Genomic DNA, 23,831 nt, shown 5'->3' with positions numbered 1-23,831 from the left:
GCGCCGCCTTTTACGATCCTACGCCGCAAGCCGCCCGGGAGAAGATACACGATGCTCGACTATAGCGACTATATCAAAATCTTCATTGCGCTGCTGGCAGTGGTCGATCCGATCGGCGTCATGCCGATCATTGCCGGTCTGGCGGCGCGCGGCGACCGGAACGAACTGAATTCGATCGCCGGCACCGCCGCGCTGGCGGTCGCGGCAATCCTGCTGGCCGCACTGTTCATCGGCGAAGATCTGCTGCATTTTTTCGGGATCAGCATCAATTCCTTTAAAATCAGCGGCGGCATTTTGCTGATGCTGATGGCGCTCTCGATGCTGCAAGCCAAAACCAGCGAAACGGTGCATAACCGGCAGGAAGCCGAAGCGCTCGAAAACCACCGCTCGCTCGCGATCGTGCCGGTGTCGATGCCGCTTTTGGCCGGCCCCGGCGCGATCAGCGCGGTGATCCTGTATGCGCAAATGGGCAACAGCATCGAACACTATTTGCTGATCAGCCTCGACATTCTCGCGGTCGTGCTGATCTTATGGGCCGTCATCCGCTTCATTCCCTGGCTGACCCGGCACCTGGGGCAGACCGGCGTCAACGTCTTTACCCGTCTGATGGGCCTGATCCTGTCGGCGCTGGCGATCGAATTCATGGCGAGCGGCTTGAAAGGCTTGTTTCCGGTTTTATCCACCCATCTTTGACGCGCATGATCGAATCGTTAAGCTATGCTTCCGAAAAATCGGGCATGCCGCCCGGTTCGCTCGTGCATGTCGGCGAAGTGCACGACCACCTCCAGAGCATTACGGTAATCAATTACAACGCCTCTCTACTTGAAATACGCACACTCGCCTCAGTGGACGAGATCCTACAGTACGACACGCCCGAAACGGTCACCTGGATCATCGTAAACGGCCTGCAGAATGTCTCGATCGTCGAGGCAATCGGCCGACATTTCAACATTCACCACTTGGTGCTCGAAGACATCCTGAACACGCATCAGCGGCCCAAATTCGAAGAATTCGAGAATTATCTGTACATCGTCTTCAAAGCAATCGCTTTACTGAACGGCGATGCTTCGGTCGAGTACGAACAGATCAGCCTGCTGCTGTTGAACAATATCGTCTTCACCTTCAAGGAAAAACCCGACACGATTCTGGACCCGATCATCAATCGGCTGAAGGTACCGCAAAGCCATATCCGCACGCAAAAAGGCGACTATCTGGCTTACGTGATCATGGATACGGTCATCGACGAATACTTCGCGCTGCAGGATGCTTATGACGAACTGATCGAAACGGTCGAAGACGAGCTCCTGACCAACCCGACCCACCGCACTCTGGGCACGATCCAGAAGATCAAGCGCGAACTGGTCTATTTGCGCCGGTCCGTCTCCCCGCTCCGGGAATTGCTGGCGGCGATCCACCGCAGCGAATCCCCGCTCCTGAAACAGCGCACCAAGCAGGATTTCACCGATGTCTACGACCATGCGATCCGGATCATCGAAACGCTGGAATCCTACCGCGACCTGATTTCCGGCATGCTGGATATCTACCTGTCCAGCATCAGCAACAAAATGAACGAAACGATGAAAGTACTGACCGTGTTCGCGACGCTGTTCATTCCGTTGACCTTCATTGCCGGCGTGTACGGGATGAATTTCGAATACATGCCCGAACTGAAATGGAAATGGGGCTATCCGGCATTGTGGGCGGTGTTTATCGTCATCGCGGGCGTACTGCTGATCTTCTTTAAGAAACGCAAGTGGATTTGAGTTCCGCCTCGATTCTGTCCTGATCCCAGCCCAGAACCGGCGCGATCGTTTCCGCAATCCGCCTTACCTCTTTCGGCGCCAGTTTCGCCAGAATCAGCAAAGGCAGCCTGCGCCGAAGCAGATCCTCGAGATGCACGACCATTTCGGTGCGCGCGCAGACCAGCAAATCGGCAACGATAAACGGCGCGTCCGCCACGATCCGCGCCGCCGACCCGGGCTGCTGCCCGCACTGTTCGAAGATTTCCGGGACGCGGCTGCCGTACCGGAACAGCAGCCATTCGGCGCTTTCGCGGTCGATGCCCAGTTCAACGGCGCGCCGGATCATCGCTTCGGACCAAGCCGGAAAATCAGCCGACGGCGACCAGGGCAGCGGCTTGCCGAAGGTCGCGCAACGGACCGGTTTACTCAATTCGCGGCAGAGGCGATCTACGATCTGCGCCGCATCGCTTCGGGCCGAGGTCAGTTTGCCGCCGATCGAGGTCAATAGGCCGTTGGGCGCCGCATGCAGCGCCCAGTCGCGGCTGACCGCCGACGGGGAGGAGTCATCGCTTGCCTTCAGTACGCGCAGCCCTGCGAAAGCGCCGATAATGTCGTCTTTCGTCCAATGCGTGTTCCGGGCGAAATGGTTCACTTCGTTCAACAGATAGTCGATGTCCTCCGCATCGGCCCTGACCGCATCGATGTCGCCCGAATAATCAGTGTCAGTCGTGCCGACCAGCGTCCGTCCGTACCAGGGAATCATGAAGAATACCCGACCGTCGGCCTGCGCGGTCAGCAATAACGCCTCGTTGCCCAACAGATTCGGCAGCACCAGATGCACTCCCTTGCTGAGGCGGTAGTTCTGCCGGCCTTGCCGCAATCGGAAAGCCCATTGCCCGGCCGTATTCACGAAGTGCCGCGCCCGCACGGTCATGCTTTCGCCTGTCGTCCGGTCGGTCACGACCGCAGCGGAAAGTTTGCCGTCCCGCTCCAGAAAATCGCTCGCTTCGCAGTAATTCACGCAGACCGCGCCGGCGCTTTGGGCGCCGGCCACCAGTTCCAGCACCAGCCTGGCATCGTCGGTCTGGGCATCGAGGTAGGTAAATCCGGCTTTCAGGCCGTCGGCGCGCAAAAACGGGAAACGCCCGGCGAACCTGCGTTCGCCGTAATAACGAAAACCGTGATCTCCGCCGATCGCTCCGGCCAGTCCGTCATACAACGTCAGGCCGACCGCCAGCCGAAAGCGGTCCAACCGGCCGCCCCGGTAGACCGGCACCCCGAAACGCAACGGACGCACCCGGTGCGGCGCCGCGGCCAACAGCATCTGCCGTTCGGCCAGCGTTTTGCGCACCAGTTTGAAATCGAAATTTTCGAGATAGCGAAGGCCGCCGTGTACCAGCTTGCTCGAAGCGCTGGATGTCGCATTCGCCCAGTCGCCCCGGTCGACCAGCGCAACTTTCAATCCGCGCAGAGCCGCATCATAGGCGGTCCAGGCGCCGTAAATGCCGCCGCCGCAAATCAGCACATCGAATATCTGCCCATCCAATCGGGAAAAATCGCGCACCATCATTTGCTTTATTGCCTCAGCCGCCGTAAATACCTCATCACTGATGCCGCGCATTGTCCACGAAAAACACGAAAAGCACGAAAGATTTCATGGCTCAATCCGTTCAACCGTTAGACGATTGCAGCTTTGGGTTTTCAATTGCAGGTCGCTACGGTTAGATGGCTTATTAGAACGGTTGACCGGGTTGGTAATGGCTTTTTTGATACACGTCCGTGATGGCTTCTCCATTCCAGACGTAGCAAAAGTGGGGGCCTTGCCGAACTGGGGAGAGTAAACGCGGCCTGAAGACGGCGACACACTCTCCGCCGGCGTAGCGAACGCTGTCATAGACGAGCCCGTTCGAACCCGAGTCGCGCAATCCTTTCGCCAATGTTTGCGGATGTCCATAGTGCAAAGGATTATCGGTATAAATCTCCGGCAGTTGAGCCTGCATTTGGCGAATATCATGAAGCTCCGCATCCAGATCGGTCGCATAGCTGCGCATGTCGATTTCAATCGGCGGCTCGTTCGTAGCGGCTAAAAACCGCGCCTTATGAAATCGGGTTTCCGCAATCGCCGTATCCACGTCGCTGCCGGCATAATAAACCCCATAAGTCCCGTCCGTGAAGCGGCTTCCTTCGGGGATGAGATGGGTAAAGGCCGCCATGATCGGCGTGGTGCCAGGGCCTGAGATACGGTCCCTCACAGGCACGAGCCGGATATCGCCGGATTCGTCGAGTAAGCGGTCATTCGTCAGCGCCTCGATCGCGAAAACAATGTCCAGGTCCTCCGGAGCGGCAACCCGATCAAACAAGCCCACCGGCGGAAATCGGCTGGGGACCAGCCGCCAACAAGGCTGCCAAACCACGCGGTTGATCGGCGGTGATATTGCCGTCACCACCCGCGTTGTCCGTCGAGATACTGCCGAACCACATATAAATCGACGACGCGGCCTTTCAGCATCCGCTCAAGCGCCGATTGCCCCTGAAACGGGGGGGCTTTATTGGGGCGCTTGATCCATTGGTCCGCCGCTTCGGATTTAGGCAACAAAACCTGCAGGGCTTTGTAAATGCCGAAAATGTAGGAGAGCCGTTCCAACTTGTCGGGATTCAATTTGGCCAGTTCAGGCTGTTTTTTCCACTTGAAAAAGGTACTTCTCGCATCCAGGCCCAGCAGGGTCATTGCTTCATCCGTACTGAGCTTCCAGGCTTCAGCAATATTAAAAAAAACCCGTAACGCGCTTTTTGCAATCATTGCCTCATCGTGGCCCAAGCGTCCGCTAGCGATCGATAACATACTGCACCGTCTGATAAAGTATATTTATAAATGAAATTAAAAAATAAGTTCATTTATGAACTTTGTCAAGATTTTAGGCATTTGCTTCACGAGGGGGAACGGAGCAAACGGAAAAAAATCGTACGGCAAGACAAAAACGGTCAGATTGAACCCTAAGGATTCGGCTCCGAATAACTTCCCGGCCCAAGACCTGCCAGCTTTTAAAAACTAGCAGGTCTACCCCTCATACCAGGAAGTTAATATCGGCCAGATCCTAAGAGGAAGCTCGATGCAACACGGAAAGCCCTTCGCGTAGTCGAGCGCAACGACCAACCCAATTCCGGTGACGGACAGATCGAACGCAATAGAATGACGGCGAGGTTCGATTGCCGGGAAGGCTGCGTAATTTCAGTGGAGGAAAAGGGCCTCAGCTCAGAGCCAACGTTGAAATTTTGCCCCCGATTTCTTTCCTCAATTTTTTCGTGCCTTTCGTGCCTTTCGTGTTTTTCGTGGATCTTGATCACACCGCATCAGGCGCGGGCGCAAACCCAGACGTCGACCCGTTCGACGCCTTGCCGTTTGAGCAGCAAGGCCATCTCCTGCACGGTGGAACCGGTCGTCATTACATCGTCGAGAATCGCCACATGCCGGTAAGGCAACGGCTTGACCAGTTCGAACGCATTTTTGATGTTCCGCTGCCGCTGTTTGGAAGTCAGGCCGGCCTGATGCGGCGTGGCGCGCCGCCGCCGGCAACTGTAGAGATCGAGCGGAACCCCGGTTTCGGCAGCGATCAGTCTGGCAATTTCGATCGCCTGATTGAAACCGCGCTCCCGGTAACGCGTTCTGTGCAGCGGCACCGGCATCACGCAATCGGGCATTGCCGCATGCCGGCCGACATGCTCGGCCAGCAGCTGCCCGAGCAAACGCGCATGGGCATGGCGGGAACCGAATTTCAGGCCGGTGATCAGATGGCGCATGCCTTCCCGGTACAGAAAAGGCGCATGGACCCGATCGAATGCCGGCGGCCGGCTGATGCAGCGCCCGCAAAGCCGGTCCGCATCAGCCGCTGCCAGCGGATTTGCGCAACGCGGGCAACAGCAGGCATTGACCGGCAATTGCTCCCGGCACGGCAAGCAAAGGTCGCGCCCCGCCTGTCCCGCACTCCCGCACAGGACACAGGTTGGCGGAAACAGCAGTTGCTGTATAATATCGAGCCAGTTGTTCACCCTTTTTAGAGAATTGAGTTGATCGGTTTTCAATTCAGCCCTACCCGGAGATTTTTCGCATGACCGCACACCCTGCCGCCAGCGCCCTCGAAGCCGCCGCGCCGGTCCGTCACGACTGGCAACTCGAAGAAGTGCGCGCACTGTTTGCGCTCCCTTTCAATGACCTGATCTTCAAGGCGCAATGCGCGCACCGGGCTTACTTCGACCCGAACGAAGTGCAGGTCAGCAGCCTGTTGAGCATCAAGACCGGCTCCTGTTCGGAAGATTGCGGCTACTGCCCGCAAAGCGCCCGTTACGATACCGGCCTGAAGCCGGAAGCCTTGATGCCGGTCGATGAAGTCCTGAAAGCCGCGGAACGGGCCAAGGCGGAAGGCGCGAGCCGCTTCTGCATGGGCGCCGCCTGGCGCAGGCCGAAGGACAAGGATATCGAGAGAGTAGTCGAAATGGTGCAGGGCGTCAAAGCGCTGGGCATGGAAACCTGCGTCACGCTCGGGATGCTGACCGACGAACAGACCGCGCGCCTGAAGGAAGGCGGCCTCGATTACTACAATCACAACCTCGACACGTCCGAAGAGTATTATTCCGAAGTGATCACCACCCGCACCTACCAGGACCGCCTCGACACGCTCGCGCGCGTCCGCGGCGCCGGCATCAACGTCTGCTGCGGCGGCATCGTCGGGATGGGCGAAAGCGACGATGACCGCGCCAAGCTGCTGATCGAACTGGCAAACCTGCCATCGCACCCGGAAAGCGTGCCGATCAACATGCTGGTACAAGTCGAAGGCACACCGCTGATGGGCACCGAGACGCTGGATCCGTTCGTCTTCATCCGGACGATCGCGGTTGCGCGGATCATGATGCCGAAATCGCGCGTGCGCCTGTCGGCGGGCCGTACCGACATGAATGACGAAATGCAGGCGTTGTGCTTTCTGGCCGGCGCCAATTCGATCTTCTACGGCGACAAGCTCCTGACCACCGACAACCCGATGACGAACCGCGACAAAGCCCTGTTCGACCGGCTCGGCGTGCATATGGGCGGTTCCAGCTACGCGCATCAATAACAGCCATCGACAAGGGCTCAAAAGGTAGGTGGGGTTGCGCTGTTTGCAACCCGACCCGTTTGAAGACTCATGTTGGGTTACGGCTGACGCCTCACCCAACCTACTCGCTATTTCGCTGATTTTTTGAATGAACGCCTTCCAAACCGACGCCGAACAGACGCTCGAAACCGTTGCGGCCCAAGGCTTATACCGCAGAAGGCGAATCGTCGCCTCACCGCAAGGCGTGCATCTGACGGCCGACGGCCGCGAACTGGTCAATTTTTGCAGCAACGATTACCTGGGCCTTGCGAATCATCCTGAGGTGATCGGCGCCTTCAAAAACGCCGCCGACCGCTACGGCGTCGGCAGCGGTTCCGCGCATCTGGTCTGCGGCCATAGCATGGCGCATCACGCACTCGAAGAGGAACTGGCCGAATTTACCGGCCGTAGCCGGGCCTTGCTGTTTTCGACCGGTTACATGGCAAACCTCGGCGCGATTGCCGCGCTGACCGCCAGCGGCGATACGGTACTCGAAGACCGCCTGAACCATGCCTCGCTAATCGACGGCGGCCTATTGTCTGGCGCGCGCTTGAAGCGCTACCGCCATGCCGACCTCGAACACTTGAAAAACACAATGTCTGGCGCCGGCGGCAAAAAACTGATCGTGACTGACGGGGTCTTCAGCATGGACGGCGATCTGGCACCGCTGCCGGCCCTCGCCGAACTCGCGCAAGAAGCCGGCGCCTGGCTGCTGGTCGACGATGCGCACGGCCTTGGGGTGCTCGGCGAACGGGGCGGCGGCGTGCTCGAACATTTCGGCCTGAATCAAACCGACGTACCCGGGCTGGTCGGCACGCTGGGCAAGGCGTTCGGCACCTTCGGCGCATTCGTGGCCGGCTCCGACACCCTGATCGAACTGTTGATCCAGAAAGCGCGCACCTACATCTATACCACCGCGCTGCCGCCCGCGGTCGCGGAAGCGACGCGCGCGAGCCTGCGGCTTGCCCATGCCGAAACCTGGCGGCGCGACAAGCTGAAAATCTTGACCGAGCGCTTCCGGCACGGCGCCGCACAGATCGGCCTCGAACTCATGCCGTCTCCCTCGCCGATCCAGCCGATCCTGATCGGCGACAGCCGGAAAGCCGCGGCGCTCAGCGAAGAACTGCTCGAATCGGGTTTTTTGATCGGCGCAATCCGGCCGCCGACCGTACCGCAAGGCAGCGCGCGGCTTAGAGTCACGTTTTCCGCGGCCCATGAGGAAGCGCAGGTCGACAGGCTGCTGGAGGCACTGGACCGACTAAAGGCTAAAAATGATACGGACACGGCGCCGTAAACGGCATTGAACTTCCTAAATGACACACATTCATACAGAAACCTACGGACGCGGAAAACCGATCGTGATGGTGCACGGCTGGGGCATGCACTCGGGCATCTGGCGGCCCTTTGCCGAGGCGCTGGCCGGGCATTACCACGTCACCTGCGTCGATCTGCCGGGACACGGACGCAGCGGCAGGATTTCCGCGTTCGACCTGGAACATCTCGGCCCTGCCCTGCTGGCCGCGGTCGGCGATGAGCCGGCCTGCTGGCTGGGCTGGTCGCTCGGCGCAACGGTCGCGCTCGATGTCGCCTCCCGCTTCCCGGACCGCGCCGACCGTTTGCTTCTGCTGGCCGGCAATCCCCGCTTCGTCCGCACCCATGACTCCGCCGACGATCCCGACCATTGGCCCGGCGTCTCGCCCCGCGTGCTCGAGGCCTTTTCCGGCCAGTTGACCGCCGATGCCCAGCAAACCCTGCTGCGCTTTTTAGCCCTGCAGGTGCACGGATTGCCGGAAACGAAAGCGTTGTTGAAGACCTTGAAAGCGGCCGTTTTCGAATGCGCTCCGCCCGACAATGCCTCGCTTCTGCAGGGGCTGCGCGTGCTGAAAGAGGCCGACTTGCGTCTGGCCCTGGCCGCCTTCGACCGGCCCGTCGCGGCGATTCTGGGCGGGCGGGACACCCTGGTGCCGCACGCGGTCGGCGCGCATCTCCAGCGCCTGCAGCCGAAACTGCAATTACACCGGCTGGAGAAGGCCGGGCATGTCCCCTTCCTGACCCATCAGGAACAACTGCTGGCGATCATTGCCGGCTTTATGGAGTCCCGATGAGCGCGGCCTTGCTCGACAAACCCCGGATCCGGCAATCGTTCGGCGCCGCCTCCGGGACTTACGATCAGGCCGCCGCACTGCAGCGCCGGAGCGCGTCCGACCTGATGCAGCCGATCGAGGAAGCCGGCATCCGCGGCACCGTGCTCGATCTCGGCTGCGGCACCGGCAATCTGACCGAGCTGTTGTCATCCGTCCTTACGCCTCCCAGCGCCGTGATTGCGCTGGACATCGCCCCAGCCATGCTCGATGCCGCGCGCGCCAAGCTAGGCCTGCCTCTTAACGCGGATTCGAAGGTTAATTACATCTGCGCCGACGCCGAACGCCTGCCGTTCGCGGACGCGTGTCTGGACGGCGTATACTCGAATCTGGCGCTGCAGTGGTGCGAGCGGCTGGATCGGGTGCTGGCCGACCTGAAGCGGATTATGAAACCCGGCAGTCCGTTGATCTTCTCGACATTCGGCCCGCAAACCCTGAAGGAACTCAAGAGCGCCTGGGCGGAAGTCGACGATCTGCCGCATGTGAACGCGTTTCATACCGGGCAGGAATTGCTCTGTCTCCTGCAAACAACGGGTTTTAGCGCATGCCGGGTACGACAATCCGTCCATACGCCCCGCTATGCGAATGTGGTCGACCTGATGCGCGAACTCAAGGCGATCGGCGCCCACAACGCCCACCTTGGCCGGCCGAAACACCTGACCGGTAAAGCGCGGATAGAGGCGATGAACCGTGCGTATGAGCGCCTCCGGACCGAAGGCTCGCTTCCCGCCACTTTCGAAATCCTGCAAGTTTCCGCGCGCGCTTGAGATGATCCAGCAAGGCTATTTCATTACCGGCACCGACACCAACGCCGGCAAAACCTGGGCGACGCTGGCGCTCATGCAGGCCTTCAAATACCGGGGAAAAAAGGTTGCAGGCATGAAACCGGTCGCCTCGGGCTGCCGGTTTCGGAGCGGAAAATTGGCAAACGAAGACGCGCTGCTGCTGCAGGCCCATGCCAGCGTTTCCCTCGATTACGACCTGATCAATCCGTACGCCTACGAACTGCCGATTTCGCCGCATCTGGCCGGCAGCGACAACCCGGCCGATTTCGCCGTGCTAAAATCCCGCTTCGAGCAATTGCAGGCGCGAGCCGATACCGTTCTGGTCGAAGGCGCGGGCGGCTGGTATGCGCCGGTCAACGCGCACCAGGACATCAGCGACCTTGCCCTGACCTTAGGCCTGCCGGTGATCCTGGCTGCCGGAATCAAACTCGGCTGCATCAATCATGCGAAGTTGACCGCCGAAGCGATCGCGCTGAAAGGACTCAGACTGGCCGGCTGGATTGCGGTGTGCAACGACCCTGACATGCTCTGCGCGGAAGCCAATATCGCCACTCTCAAGGAGGCATTGGCTGCGCCTCTGCTGGGGACAATCCCCTATCTGCCGAGTGCCGATTTAAACGATCTCGGCCGTTTCCTTAATCCGGATCGGCTCTGATGTCCTCAAACCCGCCAATGCGGCGGATTGGTCCTTGCGAATCCGGGCAATGCCTCGATTCGCTCGCACCACGCGTTGAGGGCCGGAAAATGCGCATCGGCCCGGCATAGCCTGCCGCTGACCGCCTCGGTGTTTTCGCGCCGGGCGGCGATCAGCAGGAGCTGAACGACCGGATAAACCGCCACGTCCGCCGCGGTGAGCCGGTTGCCTGCCAGATAATCGTTTCGCTCCAGCAGCGCTTCGAGCCGGTCCAGCTCCTGCTCGACCTGCCGGCGGGACGCGATCGCTTCGTCCGTTTTTTCCGGCAACTCTCCGGAAAAGATCGTGCCCGCGAACGCAGTCATGTGCGGTTCCAGATAATAAACGCATTCCATGATCAGCCGCCAGATCAGTCCATGCTCCTCAGGGCCGCTTCCGAACAGGGCCGGCTCCGGCCGTATCGCATCGAGATAAGCGAGAATTGCGATCGACTCGTACAGCGTCAATCCGCCGTCTCTCAGTGCGGGAACCTGTCCACGGGGATTGATGGCCAGGAACTCGTCCGACTTGAGATCATCGTCGGCAAAACGCAATTGCCGGCTTAAGTAAGGGATTCCTTTGATTTCCAGCGCCAGTTGGACCCGCCAGGAATACGGGCTGCCGCAGCCCCAGAAAATTTCCATCATCGCAAATTCCGAATGAATGCGTTGCGATCCGCCATCAATCCCGGAGCGCTTTTACCCAACCGTAACCTTCCCGATAACCGGGATATGAAAAACGGTACCCCAGCGCCTTCAAGCGGGCATTATTGCAGCGCTTGTTCATCGGCGCATCGTCGCCGGCCTCTTTGACGGCCGGAAGAGGGCACTGCTGGCGTTCGGCCAGCCAGGAGACGACTTCCCACATCGACGCGGGGTCATCGTCGCTGGCCAGATAACACGCATCCAATGCCCTGCCCGCCCGGCGCTGTTCGAAGAGGAAGGCCAGCACGCCGACACAGTCGTCCCGGTGAATCCGGTTCGTATAGTAAGGCGGCGTTTGCTGAATCGCCGGCCGGCTCGCCGCCAGCCTGACCAGATGTTCGCGTCCCGGCCCGTAGATGCCGGAAAAACGCACGACGATATTGCCGGGATGCGCAGCCAGCACCCGTTTTTCCGCTTCCCGGATCAGCCGGGCGTTCGGATTGTCCGGTTCGGCGGGAGACATTTCATCGACCCATTCGCCGCGCGATTGCCCGTAAACGCTGGTGGAAGACACGAAGATCCAGGGTATTCGGGGAAATTTTTCCAGCACGTTTCTTAAACCGGTTTGATAAACGGCTCGGTAGCCGGTTTCGCTCCGGCCGTCGGCCGAGACGATAAAGAACAGTTGGTCGAAATCCGCGTCGAGGCCGGCGAGCGCATCCGCATTGGAAATGTCCGCTTTCAGGTAACGAATCTCTTCCCCGACGTCGGGCGGTTGCCGCTTTAAACCGGTCACTCGATGCCCCTCGGCGATCAACCGCTTTCCGAGCCGCATTCCGACATCGCCGCAGCCGACGATCAAAATCCTGGCCATCGTTACAGCGCGTTGATCAGCCGCAGTTCCTGCGGGTAAGGCGACATGTAATAGGAGTCGTCGATGTAAGGATCCGGGGCTTTCCGGAAATGATGCTTGAGCAAAGTCAAAGGCACGATCAGCGGAATTTCGCCGCGCCGATAGCGTTCGATCACTTCCACCATTTCGGCCTTGTCGTCGAAATCGAGTTCCTTTTTCAAATAGCCCTGGATATGCTGCAGCACATTCACGTGCTGGCTGCGAGTCGGCACGTGTTTCAGCAGTTTCATCAGCCCGGCGATATACTGCCCGGCCGTCTCGGCCAGATTCTCCTTCGTCAGACCGGCCAGCATCCGCCCGAGCTCGCGGTAATCGCCGTGACTCATGATGATCAGTTTGTGGCGGGCATGGAACCGGGTCAGACTTTGGGCGGAAATGCCTTCGGCGACGAGTTGCTTCCAGCGGTAGTAGACATAAACGCGCTGGACGAAATTCTCGCGCAGTCCCGGATCGCCGAGCCGTCCTTCTTCTTCGACCGGCAGCAGCGGATTCGCTTTCATCATCGCCTCCGCATAGATCCCGACGCCCTCCTTGCGCGGCTGCCCGCCGTGATAGACCTTGACGCGCTCCATCCCGCAGCTCGGCGAGTCCTTTTTCAGAATGTAGCCGCACAGACCGGCATGCCGCTCTTTGAGTCCCTCCGCATGCGCGCGCAGCCTGTCGGTTACGTCGCGTTCGGGGTCCTTCACCCCGACGCAACGTATCCGTCCGTCGCTATCGACCAGATGCAACGTCGGCCGCGGGACGCCCAGGCCTATCTCGACCTCCGGGCAGAACGGGTGGAACTCGAAATATTGGCCGAGCGTCCCGGTAATATAGGAATCGTGCTTGTGGCCGCCGTCGAAACGGACTTCCTGACCAAGCAGACAACTGCTGATGCCGATCGGAATTTTGTTCATGCTGCTTCAATACCGCCGTTGCAAACCGGAATTGTTAGGGTACATTGTACACAACCATTATACGTGACAGCGTTTCGTAGTTCGATCACGAGTCGCGTCAAAGAAGATTTTCGGCGGCTGAAAGCCTTGGCTTTTTTCCGTGCAATGAGTCCCTTTATGAAGATTATCCAATCATTTTTTCTAGGATTGATCATTATGACGCTCAGTAATCCCACCGAAGCGAAAACCCTGCCGCCCTGCCCGAAGAGCCCGAACTGCGTATCGAGCCAGGCAACCGGCGAGCATTTCATCCCGCCCTTCAAAATCAAAGGCAAACCGGAATCGGCGTTTGCGGCTTTGAAAAACGCGCTGACCGGACAAAGCCGCACCGTGATTACCGAAGCAAGCGGCGATACGGTGCATGCGGAAGCGACCAGCCTGATCTTCCGTTTCGTCGACGATATCGAAGCGATACTGGATGCCGATGCCGGCCTGATCCACATCCGTTCCGCCTCCCGGGTCGGTTACAGCGACTTCGGCGTCAACCGCAGGCGGGTGGAAAGATTGCGAACCACCCTGCAGCAGGCCGGGGTTATCGAATAATTTAGCTTTATTGGATTGTTACAACTGCCGGCCGTTCAATGTCCCGTTACCCGCTCTCGTTGTTCATTTTCCGTCGCGACCTTCGGCTGGAAGACAACACCGCACTCAATGCGGCGCTCAAGCATTCGCGCCGGGTGCTGCCCTGTTTCATCTTCGATCCCCGGCAGATCCGGCCGCATCCTTATCAGAGCCTGCCTGCCCTGCACTTCATGCGGCAGTCGCTGAATGATCTACAAACACAATTTGCCGCTGCGGACGGCAAGCTCGCCGTCTTTCACGAGGAACCTTGCCGGGTGGTTCGAGAGCTGTCCGCCAAACTGAAGATCGGCGCGGTATTCGTCAACCGCGATTACACGCCGTTCAGCCGCCGCCGCGACGAGGAAATGGCCGAGGTTTGCCGCGAACTCGGAATCGATCTGCACGTGCTTCCCGATGCGCTGCTGAACGAACCGGAAAGCCTGCTCAAAAGCGACGGTACGCCGTATCAAGTGTTTACCGCGTTTTATCGGCGGGCGCAGCAGAATCCGGTCGATTTGCCCGTGCCGCTGGCCGGCGCGAATTTTTTCGCATCGGAAGGCAACAGGCCGTTGGTGGAAGGAGACATGGCGGACGCACCGGCCCGGAACACGGTAAGCGGCGGGCGGCGCGAAGCCTTGGCGATACTCAACCGGCTCGACCGGCTTGCCGATTACGAACAGAGGCGCGACTACCCGGAGCTGAATGCCACCAGCCGGCTGTCGGCCTACCTGAAGTTCGGCTGTTGCTCCGCGCGCGAAGCTTATTATGCGATCCGGTCACAGCTGGGCGACGACCATCCGCTGCTGCGCCAACTGTACTGGCGCGATTTTTTCACTCATATCGCTTACCACTTTCCGCGCGTATTCGGACAGCCTTTTCTAAAGAAATTCGAGAACCTGGAATGGGAGAACCGGCCGGACCGGTTCGCGGCCTGGTGCGAAGGCAGGACCGGGTTTCCGATCGTCGATGCGGGCATGCGCGAACTGAACGAAACCGGCTTCATGCATAACCGGGTCAGGATGATCGCCGCTTCGTTCCTGGTCAAGGATCTCCACATCCACTGGCGCTGGGGCGAACGCTATTTTGCGAGCCGTCTGGTCGATTACGACCCCTGCGTGAACAACGGAAACTGGCAATGGGCGGCCTCGACCGGCTGCGACGCCCAGCCCTATTTCAGGATCTTCAATCCCTGGACACAGCAGCGGAAATTCGACCCGGACGGCGGCTATCTTTACCGCTGGCTGCCGGAAGTGCGCAAATTCCCGGCGGAAACCCTGCACCGCTGGGACAAAAAACACGGCGGAAGCGGCTATCCGGCTCCCATCGTCGACCATGCCACCGAGAGCCGCGCCGCGAAGGAACGGTTTTCAAACGCCGCGAACGCGAAGGTAAACGCCGTAAGCGAGCAGAAATAGCGCCAGCCAGCCGGCTACCAGCCAACCGATCACCCCGTCGTAATAGCCGACCAGAAAGCCGTATTCGGCATTGTGATGCGTATCGAACAGGGTCTTGCCCATCTTGATCTGCCAGACCCAGGCCGAATGGCAGCCGATGCAAAGCCCGAGATTCGCGGACGCGCGGGTTCGCAGAATGCCCAGAAAAATGCCGACCGTAAATAAAGCCAGCCAGTCCGGAAAATTGTACCCGTTAAACAGATTCCCGAACGCTTCGGCGAGCAGCCGGAAACCGCTCGCTAAACTCGCCCCTTTGCCTGAAACCTGGGAATGGCTGTGCAGGAAGTGCAGCGAAGCATAATAGAGCGCGCTGACTGCGATCGCGGCGAACAGCGGCATTTTCCTGCCCAGCGACGCGATCAGCAAACCGCGGAACAGCGACTCTTCGATCAGCGAAATCAGCAGCGACAATAACAGGAGCAAGCCCATCTTCCGGGCGATCAGCAGGACCGTCCACGCTTTCGCCGGGTCGAGGCTTTGAATGCCCAGGAGATACTCGGCCGACAGCACCGGCAGCAGTGTCAGGAGGCCAAGCGCGAAACCCTGCGGAATCTGCTTGAGCCACAGGTTCCCGGCGGCAAAGCCCAAGTCGTGGCGGCCGATCCTGAGCCAGGCCATCGCCGGAAAGATACTCAGCACCAGAAAAACCAGCGTGGTTTTCGAGATGACTTTGGATAGGGTAAAACGGTCGCCGACGGCCTGAATCAGCAAATAACCGAGCAGGCAGGCCAGGAGCGAAACCGCCAGCAAGACCGCCAGCGGAACCAGCGCATAATAAATGCGCTTCAGCATGCTTTCGGGCCGAGCCTAAAATCGCCCCACAGCATTTGCACCGCGGACAAGGCCGCCAGCGAAGCGGTTTCGGTGCGTAAAATCCGCCCGCCGAGCCGCACCGGCACGAAGCCGGCCGCTTTCGCGGCTTCCCGTTCGTGGTCGGCAAAGCCGCCTTCCGGGCCGGTCAACAGCGTCACTTGATCGTTTTCAGGCTGCAAATCGGCCAGGGTCATCTCGGCATAAGGGTCGAGAAACAGCTTCAAACCCTGCTGTTCGGGCACCCATGGATGGAGCGGAGTGATCGGCGCCAGTTCCGGCAGGATGCTCCGGCCGCATTGTTCGGCCGCATGCCGGACGATGCGCTGCCAATGGGTAAAACGCTGGACACGCTTGTCGCCTTTCAACTGCACCAGGCAACGCTCGGTTTCGATCGGGGTAATCCGGTTCACGCCAAGCTCGACGGCCTTCTGCACGGACAAGTCCATCCGGTCGCCGCGCGCCATGCCGAGCCCGAGGCACACCGTCAGCGGGGACTCCACATCGCGGCTCTGCCGTTGCTCGACCGCCACGGCCACCCGGTTCCGGCTGGCTTCGAGCAATACCGACAGATAATCGGCACCCGAGCCATCGAATAAGACGATCTTGTCGTCTTTCGCCAGACGCAGCACGGTCCTGACATAATGCGCGCTGTCGTCGTCAAGCTCGATATGCTGGCCGCAGTTCAACGGTTGGGAAACGTAGAGTCGGGAGATTCGCATTGCGATGAAGGGAAGCTTGGCAATATGAAATTCGACGGGGGACAGCGCCGAAGATTCGGTCCGAGAAGGCCGCAAGATCTGCCAGGTTTTTAAAACCTGGCAGGTCTATATGAGGCGGCCCGGAAAAACGGCGTATTCATGCCGCCGGCGGCCGGAATTGGAGATTCTCGAGAATCGCGAGCGTCGGGCCCGACTGATTCATCGTATAAAAATGCAGGCCGGGCGCCTCCTGTTCGAGCAGTTTCCGGCACAAGTCGGTCACCACGTCCAGCCCGAAAGCCTGGATCGCGGCGCGGTCGTCGCCCAGGCACTCGAGGCGCTTGCGCAGCCAGCGCGGAATGTCCGCCCCGCACATCTCGGAAAAACGGAACAGCTGCGCATACTGCGTGATCGGCATGATGCCCGGCACGATCGGAATGGTGATGCCGCTTTGCTCGCAACGGTCGCGGAAATAAAAATAGGCTTCGGCGTTGTAGAAATACTGCGTAATCGCGGCGTCCGCCCCGGCATCGACCTTGCGCCTGAAGTTGGTGAAGTCGGCGTCGGAATTCTGCGCCTGCGGATGTACTTCCGGATACGCGGCCACGTGAATTTCGAAGGTGCCGCCGGTTTCCTTGCGGATAAACTCGACCAGCTCGTTCGCATAGCGGAACTCTCCGGCAGACAGCATCCCGGACGGCAGGTCGCCGCGCAGCGCCACAATCTTGCTGATTCCGTGCTCGCGGTAGTCCTGCAGTATCGTCCGGATACTGTCCCGGGTCGAGGCGACGCAGGACAGGTGCGGCGCGGCCGCGATGCCTTTGGACTGAATTTCGACAACCGTTTCGAAGGTCTTCTCGCGGGTCGAACCGCCGGCGCCGAAGGTGACCGAAAAAAAGCCGGGATTCAGCCGGGCCAGCTTGTCGTGAACGACTTTCAGACTGGCCGCACCGTCGTCGGTTTTCGGCGGATAAAACTCGAAACTGAGCACCTTCGGGTGCGTGTAGCGTGATGTCATGCGTTACCTAAGCCGGAGGATGTCCCGGGCTGTCCCGCGGGCAGCCCGAAACGAGTCAATCAATAACGGTAAGATTCGCCTTTGTACGGGCCTTCGACCGGCACATTGATATACCGGGCCTGTTCCTCGGTCAACTGCGTCAACTGGACGCCGATCTGGGCCAGATGCAGGCGGGCGACTTTTTCGTCCAGCGGTTTGGGCAGCACGTACACCTTGTTCTCGTACTGCTCGGCATGCTGCCACAGCTCGATCTGCGCCAATACCTGGTTGCAGAACGAATTGGACATCACGAAGCTCGGATGGCCGGTGGCGCAGCCGAGGTTGACCAGGCGGCCTTCGGCCAGCACGATCAGGCGCTTGCCGTCCGGGAAGATCACATGGTCGACCTGCGGCTTGATGTTTTCCCAGGGGTATTGGCGGAGCGAAGCGATGTCGATTTCCGAATCGAAATGGCCGATGTTGCAGACGATCGCCTGATGCTTCATCGCCTGCATGTGGGCGTGGGTGATCACATTCACGTTGCCGGTGGCGGTCACGAAGATGTTCGCGCGCGGCGCCGCTTCTTCCATCGTCACGACCCGGTAGCCTTCCATCGCCGCCTGCAGGGCGCAGATCGGATCGATCTCGGTGATCCAGACGGTCGCCCCCAAGCCGCGCAGCGACTGCGCGCAGCCCTTGCCGACATCGCCGTAGCCGCAGACCACCGCGATCTTGCCGGCCACCATCACGTCGGTGGCACGCTTGATGCCGTCGACCAAGGATTCGCGGCAACCGTAGAGGTTGTCGAACTTGGATTTGGTGACCGAATCGTTGACGTTGAAGGCCGGCACCCTCAGGGTGCCTTGGGCAACCCGTTCGTGCAGGCGCAGGACGCCGGTCGTGGTTTCTTCCGACAAGCCCTTGACGCCCGCCATCAGCTCGGGATATTTCTCGTGCATCATCAGCGTCAAATCGCCGCCGTCATCGAGGATCATGTTGGGGCGCCAGCCGTTCGGGCCTTCGATGGTCTGTTCGATGCACCAGTCGAATTCGGCCTCGGTTTCGCCTTTCCAGGCGAAGACCGGAATGCCGGCCGCGGCGATTCCGGCGGCGGCATGGTCCTGGGTGGAAAAGATGTTGCAGGACGACCAGCGCACTTCCGCGCCCAGGGCAGTCAAGGTTTCGATCAGCACCGCGGTCTGAATGGTCATGTGCAGGCAGCCGGCAATCCGGGCGCCTTTCAGCGGCTGTTCGGCGCCGTATTCGGCGCGCAGCGCCATCAGCCCCGGCATTTCGGTTTCGGCAATGGCGATTTCTTTGCGTCCCCACGCCGCCAGCGCCATGTCGGCGACTTTATACTCTTGGCTCATTTTCTGCTTCTCCATTTCCATGCTGATTAAATGCCGGCCGCATCGCGCAAGGCGTCAACCTGGTCGGTTTTTTCCCAGGTAAAGGTGGCTTCGGTGCGTCCGAAATGGCCGTAGGCGGAGGTGGGCTGATAGATCGGCTGCAACAGGTCCAGCTGCGCGATCAGGCCTTTCGGCCGCAGGTCGAAAATCGAACGGACGATCTCGACCAGGCGGTCTTCGCTCAGCTTGCCGGTACCGAAGGTTTCGATCGTGATCGAGGTCGGCTCGGCCACGCCGATCGCGTAGGACACCTGAAGCTCGCAGCGCTCCGCAAGGCCCGCGGCGACGATATTTTTGGCGACATAGCGCGCCATATAGGCGGCCGAACGGTCGACTTTGGAAGGATCCTTGCCGGAAAAGGCGCCGCCGCCGTGGCGCGCCATGCCGCCGTAGCTGTCGACGATGATCTTGCGCCCGGTCAGGCCGCAGTCGCCGACCGGGCCGCCGATCACGAACTGGCCGGTCGGGTTGATGAAAAATTTGGTGTCTTTATGAATCCATTCCTTCGGCAGTACCGGCAGGATGATTTCGTCCATGACCGCTTCATGGATCGCCTGGTTGCTGATGTCCGGCGAATGCTGGGTCGACAGCACCACCGCGTCGATCGCGACCGGCTTGTGATTCTCGTAGCGGAAGGTGATCTGGCTTTTGGCATCCGGGCGCAGCCAAGGCAAGGTCTTGTTCTTGCGCACTTCGGCCTGGCGTTTGACCAACAGATGCGAATACTGGATCGGGGCCGGCATCAGCACCTCGGTTTCGTTGGTCGCATAGCCGAACATCAGGCCTTGGTCGCCTGCGCCCTGTTCGTGGTTTTCGCCTTCGTCGACACCCATCGCGATGTCGGCGGACTGTTTGCCGATCGCATTCAACACCGCACAGCTTTGGCCGTCGAAACCGATGTCGCCGTGGTCGTAGCCGATATCGCAAACCGTTTTCCGTACCAGGGCTTCGAGGTCGACCCAGGCGTTGGTCGTAATTTCGCCGGCGACAATGACCATGCCGGTTTTTACCATCGTCTCGCAGGCCACCCGCGATTTAGGGTCCTGCGCCAGCAGCGCATCCAACACCGCATCGGAAATCTGGTCCGCCACTTTGTCGGGATGCCCTTCAGATACCGATTCCGAGGTAAAAATGAAATTGTTGCTCATAGAAGTGCCTTTTATAAAGTGTTATAAAGCCTGATACGCAAAAAGGCTGCAATGGCAGCCTTTTTCATGAGTTGGTGGGCCCTGTAGGACTTGAACCTACGACCTGCCGATTATGAGTCGGACGCTCTAACCAACTGAGCTAAGGGCCCGTGTCCGTTTTTTAGTCGCCGTCAAGAAAACAGCGCAGCTGTTCCGATCTCGATGGATGCCGCAGCTTTCTGAGCGCCTTGGCTTCGATCTGGCGTATTCTTTCGCGGGTTACGTCAAATTGCTTACCGACTTCTTCGAGCGTATGGTCGGTATTCATATTGATGCCGAAACGCATCCTGAGCACCTTCGCTTCACGCGCGGTCAACCCCGCCAGCACGTTTTGCGTCGACTCGCGCAAGCCGGCAATTGTAGCAGATTCGACCGGCGATAGCACTCTCGAATCTTCGATAAAATCGCCCAAATGCGAATCTTCGTCGTCGCCGATCGGCGTTTCCATCGAAATCGGCTCTTTCGCGATCTTCAGCACCTTGCGCACCTTGTCTTCGGGCATTTCCATCCGCACGGCCAGCTCTTCCGGCGTCGCTTCGCGGCCCAGTTCCTGCAGGATCTGCCGGGAAATCCGGTTCAGCTTGTTGATCGTTTCGATCATGTGCACCGGAATCCGGATCGTACGCGCCTGATCCGCGATCGAGCGGGTAATCGCCTGGCGAATCCACCAGGTCGCGTAGGTCGAGAATTTGTAACCGCGCCGGTATTCGAATTTGTCGACCGCTTTCATCAGGCCGATGTTGCCTTCCTGGATCAGGTCGAGAAATTGCAGACCGCGGTTCGTGTATTTTTTTGCGATCGAAATAACCAGGCGCAAGTTCGCTTCGATCATTTCCTTTTTCGCACGCCGCGATTTGGCCTCGCCGATCGACATGCGCCGGTTGATGTCTTTCAAACCGTTGATCGTCAGGCCGAATTTCGCTTCGATTTCGCCCAGGTTTTTGATCGCCTTGCGGAGTTCCTTTTCATGCGGCTTCAACGCTTCCGCGTATTTGCTGCCGTCCTCCAGGCAGCGGTCCAGCCAGACCGGATTGCTTTCGTCCTCGGTAAACATCGCGATGAATTCCGGACGCGGCATTTTTGCATGCTTGGTGCAGATGTCCAGAATGATCCTTTCCTGCTCGCGAACACTCGTGACGCCTTCGGGAATGATTCCGGACATTTTTTTCAGGTACTGGGGCGTCCACTTGAATTCCATGAACAAATCGGCCAGCACGTCGAACGCCTGCTCGGTTTCCGCACTCGCATAGCCGTATTTCTTGCAGGCATTGGTCGCGACCTGCAATTGCGCCCTCAATCTCTCGACTTTTTCACTGACCTCTTCGAGATTCAGGCCTTTCAGCTCTTCGTCGGCAGGAGCGGCGTCCTCGACATCTTCCGCGCCGGCCTGCGCCACGCTCAAGTCGTCGGTTTCGCTGTAATCGGCGAAACCGGTAATCAGATCGTTCAGGCGGATGCCGCCCTCTTCGGTCGAAATCGAATCGTAGGATTGCAGAAAATCGTCCACCACGACGCAGGAGCGTGCCAGGGCTTTGACCAATTGCTGCTGGCCTTCCTCAATCCTTTTCGCGATTTTCAATTCGTCCGCGCGCGTCAAAAGTTCGACCGAACCCATTTCGCGCATGTACATCCGGACCGGATCGGTGGTCCGCCCGAACTCGCTGTCGACCGAGGCCAGCGCGGCAACTTCTTCCGCATCTTCGTCATCGCTCGTGACCGCGGCCGCATCGGTGATCAATGAGTCTTCATCGGGCGCAACTTCGTAGACCTGAATCCCCATATCGTTGATCATGCCGATGAAGTCATCAATTTGCTCAGGATCGACAATGTCACTCGGCAAGTGGTCGTTAATTTCGGCATAAGTCAGGAAGCCCTGAATTTTGCCTCTGGCAATCAATTGTTTAATCTGAGACTGTTGCTGTTCTTGATTCATCATTCACTCACCGGATATGCAATTCAGCAGAACTACACGTAACAGGCAATTCTACTATATAAACTTATGATTTGGCACCTACTTTTTGAGCGCCAACAACTTGCGCAGGGACTCTTTTTCTTCGAGAGTCAACACTTTCTTAGACAAAAGCCGCTCCAATTCATTTTCCGCGGACTGTTTAAGCAAACCGGCAAGCGCATCGAGAAAAACGTTTTCGATATTTTCCGGAGCAATCAACAGCTCCAGAAACGCGAGCGCCCTGACCGACTTTTCATCACCCGAACCGCGGTATGACTCAAGCAGCACGGCAGTAGTTGCAGGCTTCTGCGCCCAAATCACTTCTACAATATTTTTAAACAGTTCGACGCCGGGAAATATCAGCGTGCTCCAATCGATTTTCCGCAATTCGGAACGCTCGGCCAAGCAGGGATTCTGCACCAACAAGGCAGCCGCCATCCGCGCAGCAGTCATTCGGGATTTATCCCGCTGGCCTTGAAGGCGGACGTTTCGATTAAGTGTAGACTCATTCTTCGAAACATCCAGCCTATTAAACTCGGACAAAGTCTTGAGTCTAGTAAACATCATTTCCCTAAAAACGCCTGCCGGCAATTTTTCGAGGTAAGGGCGGGCTTTGCCGACCAGTTGCGCACGCCCTTCGAGACTGGACAACTGCAAACCTGTGGCGATCCGGGCAAAAAAATAATCGGACAATACCTCGGACTCTCGCACCCGGGCCTGAAACCGCTCGACACCCTCCTTGTGCACCAGTGAATCAGGATCTTCAGCCTCGGGCAATAACATAATGCGCACCTGACGCCCGTCCCTAAGACAGGGAAACACCGACTCCATCGCACGCCATGCCGCCTCCCTTCCCGCACGATCGCCGTCGAAACAAAACACCAACTCCGCCGAAAAACGGAACAGCAGTTCGGCATGCGCCTGCGATGAGGCGGTACCCAAAGCGGCTACGGCATTATCGATACCACATCCCGCCAGCGCGATCACATCCATGTAACCCTCGACCAGCAAAATCCGTTCCGGTTTGGCATTTTTTTGCAGCAGTTCGTAGAGACCGTAAACCTCCCTGCCTTTATGAAATAGGGATGTTTCCGGAGAATTCAAATATTTCGGGGTAGAATTATCCAGTACACGCCCACCGAAGCCGATGATCCGTCCGCGCTTGTCGCGAATCGGAAACATCACTCGGCCGCGAAACCGGTCGTACACATGACCCGCGTCATTTTTGACCGCCAGACCGGCATCCAGTAAGGCTTGCGAATTAAACCGCCCCGACAAAGACTGCCAGGCATCGGGCGCATACCCGAGCCGGTATTCCCGCATCACCTGATCGCCTACCCCTCGACCCCGCAAATAATCGAGCGCCGCAGCGCCCGCTTTCACGTGCAGTTGATCCGTATAGAAAGCCGTCGCCTGCTCCATCAATTGATACAGATTACCGAGATCGTCTTTTTTCTGCGGCGAACCTCGGGCGGAAACGGATTCCTTCGGAACGTCGACACCAACGAACGCCGCCAAATCCTCAACCGCTTCGACAAAGTCGAGGCGATTGAATTCCATTAAAAATGTGATCGCATTGCCGCTCGCTCCGCAGCCGAAGCAGTAATAGAACTGCTTGTCGCGGTTGACCGAAAAACTCGGCGTCTTTTCGGCATGAAAAGGACAGCGGGCGACAAAATTCGCCCCCGTTTTTTTAAGAGGAAGGTGCGCATCGATAAGATCGACGATATCGACCCGCACCAGAAGGTCATCGATAAACTGACGAGGTATTCGCCCCTCGGACATAGGTTAAGCGACTC

The 23,831-nt window shown here is 58.7% G+C and carries 23 protein-coding genes and 1 tRNA gene; 9 read left to right on the top strand and 15 right to left on the bottom strand.

Going from position 1 to position 23,831, the window contains the following annotated elements; genetic code table 11:
- Window positions 1-51: 51 nt before the first annotated feature.
- Together JJL52_RS12400 and corA are read left to right on the top strand one after the other, a co-directional pair.
- On the top strand, window positions 52-693 hold the full coding sequence (locus tag JJL52_RS12400) for a YchE family NAAT transporter (protein WP_202052736.1): 642 nt from the start codon (window positions 52-54) through the stop codon (window positions 691-693).
- Window positions 694-698: 5 nt separating this feature from the next.
- On the top strand, window positions 699-1,763 hold the full coding sequence (gene corA, locus JJL52_RS12395) for a magnesium/cobalt transporter CorA (protein ID WP_202052735.1): 1,065 nt from the start codon (window positions 699-701) through the stop codon (window positions 1,761-1,763).
- Here the strand turns inward: corA and JJL52_RS12390 are convergent.
- From JJL52_RS12390 to JJL52_RS12375, 4 genes are all read right to left on the bottom strand, one after another.
- Window positions 1,741-3,363: a glycerol-3-phosphate dehydrogenase/oxidase gene (locus JJL52_RS12390; protein WP_202052734.1), complete on the bottom strand. Its 1,623-nt coding sequence runs from the start codon at window positions 3,361-3,363 to the stop codon at window positions 1,741-1,743. The genes corA and JJL52_RS12390 overlap by 23 nt on opposite strands.
- 112 nt (window positions 3,364-3,475) lie before the next feature.
- The gene (locus tag JJL52_RS12385; RefSeq protein WP_202052733.1) at window positions 3,476-4,186 is read right to left on the bottom strand and encodes an RES domain-containing protein; all 711 of its coding nucleotides are present in this window, start codon (window positions 4,184-4,186) and stop codon (window positions 3,476-3,478) included.
- Window positions 4,183-4,542 (bottom strand): MbcA/ParS/Xre antitoxin family protein, encoded by a 360-nt coding sequence (locus JJL52_RS12380; RefSeq protein WP_236994232.1) that lies wholly within the window; start codon window positions 4,540-4,542, stop codon window positions 4,183-4,185. Before JJL52_RS12380 ends, JJL52_RS12385 begins: the two co-directional genes overlap by 4 nt.
- A gap of 551 nt (window positions 4,543-5,093) precedes the next feature.
- A complete protein-coding gene (locus JJL52_RS12375; protein ID WP_202052731.1) occupies window positions 5,094-5,789 on the bottom strand; it encodes a double zinc ribbon domain-containing protein in 696 nt (231 codons plus the stop codon).
- 59 nt (window positions 5,790-5,848) lie between these two features.
- Between JJL52_RS12375 and bioB the strand changes: the two genes are divergently transcribed.
- The 5 genes from bioB (at window position 5,849) to bioD (ending at window position 10,449) form a co-directional block, all read left to right on the top strand.
- Window positions 5,849-6,850, top strand: coding sequence for a biotin synthase BioB (bioB, locus tag JJL52_RS12370; protein ID WP_202052730.1), 1,002 nt, complete (start codon window positions 5,849-5,851; stop codon window positions 6,848-6,850).
- A gap of 127 nt (window positions 6,851-6,977) precedes the next feature.
- Window positions 6,978-8,162, top strand: coding sequence for an 8-amino-7-oxononanoate synthase (bioF, locus tag JJL52_RS12365; protein WP_202052729.1), 1,185 nt, complete (start codon window positions 6,978-6,980; stop codon window positions 8,160-8,162).
- A gap of 19 nt (window positions 8,163-8,181) precedes the next feature.
- A complete protein-coding gene (gene bioH / locus JJL52_RS12360) occupies window positions 8,182-8,973 on the top strand; it encodes a pimeloyl-ACP methyl ester esterase BioH (RefSeq protein WP_202052728.1) in 792 nt (263 codons plus the stop codon).
- Window positions 8,970-9,776 (top strand): malonyl-ACP O-methyltransferase BioC, encoded by an 807-nt coding sequence (gene bioC, locus JJL52_RS12355; protein WP_202052727.1) that lies wholly within the window; start codon window positions 8,970-8,972, stop codon window positions 9,774-9,776. The genes bioH and bioC overlap by 4 nt, the downstream gene beginning before the upstream one ends.
- 1 nt (window position 9,777) lies before the next feature.
- Window positions 9,778-10,449, top strand: coding sequence for a dethiobiotin synthase (gene bioD / locus JJL52_RS12350; RefSeq protein ID WP_202052726.1), 672 nt, complete (start codon window positions 9,778-9,780; stop codon window positions 10,447-10,449).
- Window positions 10,450-10,454: 5 nt separating this feature from the next.
- Here the strand turns inward: bioD and JJL52_RS12345 are convergent, their stop codons facing one another.
- From JJL52_RS12345 to JJL52_RS12335, 3 genes are read right to left on the bottom strand one after another with little or no spacing between them, the layout of a single operon-like run.
- Window positions 10,455-11,114, bottom strand: a complete 660-nt coding sequence (locus JJL52_RS12345; RefSeq protein WP_202052725.1) for a glutathione S-transferase family protein — start codon at window positions 11,112-11,114, stop codon at window positions 10,455-10,457.
- A gap of 34 nt (window positions 11,115-11,148) precedes the next feature.
- Window positions 11,149-11,985: an SDR family oxidoreductase gene (locus JJL52_RS12340; RefSeq protein WP_202052724.1), complete on the bottom strand. Its 837-nt coding sequence runs from the start codon at window positions 11,983-11,985 to the stop codon at window positions 11,149-11,151.
- Window positions 11,986-11,987: 2 nt separating this feature from the next.
- The gene (locus JJL52_RS12335; RefSeq protein ID WP_202052723.1) at window positions 11,988-12,923 is read right to left on the bottom strand and encodes a YbgA family protein; all 936 of its coding nucleotides are present in this window, start codon (window positions 12,921-12,923) and stop codon (window positions 11,988-11,990) included.
- 195 nt (window positions 12,924-13,118) lie between these two features.
- Here JJL52_RS12335 and JJL52_RS12330 point away from each other — a divergent pair, with 195 nt between their 5' ends.
- A complete protein-coding gene (locus JJL52_RS12330; RefSeq protein WP_236994230.1) occupies window positions 13,119-13,505 on the top strand; it encodes a DUF1499 domain-containing protein in 387 nt (128 codons plus the stop codon).
- 38 nt (window positions 13,506-13,543) lie between these two features.
- A complete protein-coding gene (locus JJL52_RS12325) occupies window positions 13,544-14,938 on the top strand; it encodes a cryptochrome/photolyase family protein (protein WP_202052721.1) in 1,395 nt (464 codons plus the stop codon).
- Here the strand turns inward: JJL52_RS12325 and JJL52_RS12320 are convergent.
- The 8 genes from JJL52_RS12320 to dnaG all read right to left on the bottom strand — a co-directional run bounded on the left by JJL52_RS12320 (window position 14,891) and on the right by dnaG (window position 23,817).
- Window positions 14,891-15,769, bottom strand: a complete 879-nt coding sequence (locus JJL52_RS12320; RefSeq protein WP_202052720.1) for a CPBP family glutamic-type intramembrane protease — start codon at window positions 15,767-15,769, stop codon at window positions 14,891-14,893. The genes JJL52_RS12325 and JJL52_RS12320 overlap by 48 nt on opposite strands.
- Window positions 15,763-16,509 carry a 16S rRNA (uracil(1498)-N(3))-methyltransferase gene (locus tag JJL52_RS12315; protein WP_202052719.1) on the bottom strand — a complete coding sequence of 249 codons (747 nt, stop codon included), beginning with the start codon at window positions 16,507-16,509 and terminating at the stop codon, window positions 15,763-15,765. The genes JJL52_RS12320 and JJL52_RS12315 overlap by 7 nt, the downstream gene beginning before the upstream one ends.
- A 136-nt stretch (window positions 16,510-16,645) precedes the next feature.
- On the bottom strand, window positions 16,646-17,506 hold the full coding sequence (metF, locus tag JJL52_RS12310) for a methylenetetrahydrofolate reductase [NAD(P)H] (RefSeq protein ID WP_202052718.1): 861 nt from the start codon (window positions 17,504-17,506) through the stop codon (window positions 16,646-16,648).
- Between the two features lie 59 nt (window positions 17,507-17,565).
- On the bottom strand, window positions 17,566-18,855 hold the full coding sequence (gene ahcY / locus JJL52_RS12305; RefSeq protein ID WP_202052717.1) for an adenosylhomocysteinase: 1,290 nt from the start codon (window positions 18,853-18,855) through the stop codon (window positions 17,566-17,568).
- 26 nt (window positions 18,856-18,881) lie between these two features.
- The gene (gene metK / locus JJL52_RS12300; protein ID WP_202052716.1) at window positions 18,882-20,042 is read right to left on the bottom strand and encodes a methionine adenosyltransferase; all 1,161 of its coding nucleotides are present in this window, start codon (window positions 20,040-20,042) and stop codon (window positions 18,882-18,884) included.
- A 72-nt stretch (window positions 20,043-20,114) separates the two neighbouring features.
- Window positions 20,115-20,191 (bottom strand) — tRNA-Ile (locus JJL52_RS12295).
- A gap of 11 nt (window positions 20,192-20,202) precedes the next feature.
- Complete coding sequence (gene rpoD / locus JJL52_RS12290; protein ID WP_202052715.1) at window positions 20,203-22,014, bottom strand: RNA polymerase sigma factor RpoD; 1,812 nt, start codon at window positions 22,012-22,014, stop codon at window positions 20,203-20,205.
- Window positions 22,015-22,092: 78 nt separating this feature from the next.
- Entirely contained in the window at window positions 22,093-23,817 is a 1,725-nt protein-coding gene (dnaG, locus tag JJL52_RS12285; protein ID WP_202052714.1) for a DNA primase, read from the bottom strand.
- Window positions 23,818-23,831 lie beyond the last annotated feature (14 nt).

The sequence above is a fragment of the Candidatus Methylomicrobium oryzae genome (assembly GCF_016745425.1).
Taxonomy (GTDB): Bacteria; Pseudomonadota; Gammaproteobacteria; order Methylococcales; family Methylomonadaceae; genus Methylomicrobium; species Methylomicrobium oryzae.
Note: the sequence above shows the minus strand (reverse complement) of the source record. Positions and strands in the feature narration are given on the sequence as shown.

Coding starts and splice junctions, on each gene's coding strand:
- JJL52_RS12400 (WP_202052736.1), top strand. CDS start 52: ATGCTCGACTATAGCGACTATATCAAAATCTTCATTGCGCTGCTGGCA.
- metK (WP_202052716.1), bottom strand. CDS start 20,042: ATGAGCAACAATTTCATTTTTACCTCGGAATCGGTATCTGAAGGGCAT.
- JJL52_RS12340 (WP_202052724.1), bottom strand. CDS start 11,985: ATGGCCAGGATTTTGATCGTCGGCTGCGGCGATGTCGGAATGCGGCTC.
- JJL52_RS12325 (WP_202052721.1), top strand. CDS start 13,544: ATGTCCCGTTACCCGCTCTCGTTGTTCATTTTCCGTCGCGACCTTCGG.
- bioF (WP_202052729.1), top strand. CDS start 6,978: ATGAACGCCTTCCAAACCGACGCCGAACAGACGCTCGAAACCGTTGCG.
- bioH (WP_202052728.1), top strand. CDS start 8,182: ATGACACACATTCATACAGAAACCTACGGACGCGGAAAACCGATCGTG.
- JJL52_RS12380 (WP_236994232.1), bottom strand. CDS start 4,542: ATGATTGCAAAAAGCGCGTTACGGGTTTTTTTTAATATTGCTGAAGCC.
- JJL52_RS12320 (WP_202052720.1), bottom strand. CDS start 15,769: ATGCTGAAGCGCATTTATTATGCGCTGGTTCCGCTGGCGGTCTTGCTG.
- JJL52_RS12335 (WP_202052723.1), bottom strand. CDS start 12,923: ATGAACAAAATTCCGATCGGCATCAGCAGTTGTCTGCTTGGTCAGGAA.
- metF (WP_202052718.1), bottom strand. CDS start 17,506: ATGACATCACGCTACACGCACCCGAAGGTGCTCAGTTTCGAGTTTTAT.
- dnaG (WP_202052714.1), bottom strand. CDS start 23,817: ATGTCCGAGGGGCGAATACCTCGTCAGTTTATCGATGACCTTCTGGTG.
- ahcY (WP_202052717.1), bottom strand. CDS start 18,855: ATGAGCCAAGAGTATAAAGTCGCCGACATGGCGCTGGCGGCGTGGGGA.
- JJL52_RS12315 (WP_202052719.1), bottom strand. CDS start 16,509: ATGCGAATCTCCCGACTCTACGTTTCCCAACCGTTGAACTGCGGCCAG.
- JJL52_RS12330 (WP_236994230.1), top strand. CDS start 13,119: ATGACGCTCAGTAATCCCACCGAAGCGAAAACCCTGCCGCCCTGCCCG.
- bioD (WP_202052726.1), top strand. CDS start 9,778: ATGATCCAGCAAGGCTATTTCATTACCGGCACCGACACCAACGCCGGC.
- corA (WP_202052735.1), top strand. CDS start 699: ATGATCGAATCGTTAAGCTATGCTTCCGAAAAATCGGGCATGCCGCCC.
- rpoD (WP_202052715.1), bottom strand. CDS start 22,014: ATGAATCAAGAACAGCAACAGTCTCAGATTAAACAATTGATTGCCAGA.
- JJL52_RS12390 (WP_202052734.1), bottom strand. CDS start 3,363: ATGCGCGGCATCAGTGATGAGGTATTTACGGCGGCTGAGGCAATAAAG.
- bioB (WP_202052730.1), top strand. CDS start 5,849: ATGACCGCACACCCTGCCGCCAGCGCCCTCGAAGCCGCCGCGCCGGTC.
- JJL52_RS12345 (WP_202052725.1), bottom strand. CDS start 11,114: ATGATGGAAATTTTCTGGGGCTGCGGCAGCCCGTATTCCTGGCGGGTC.
- bioC (WP_202052727.1), top strand. CDS start 8,970: ATGAGCGCGGCCTTGCTCGACAAACCCCGGATCCGGCAATCGTTCGGC.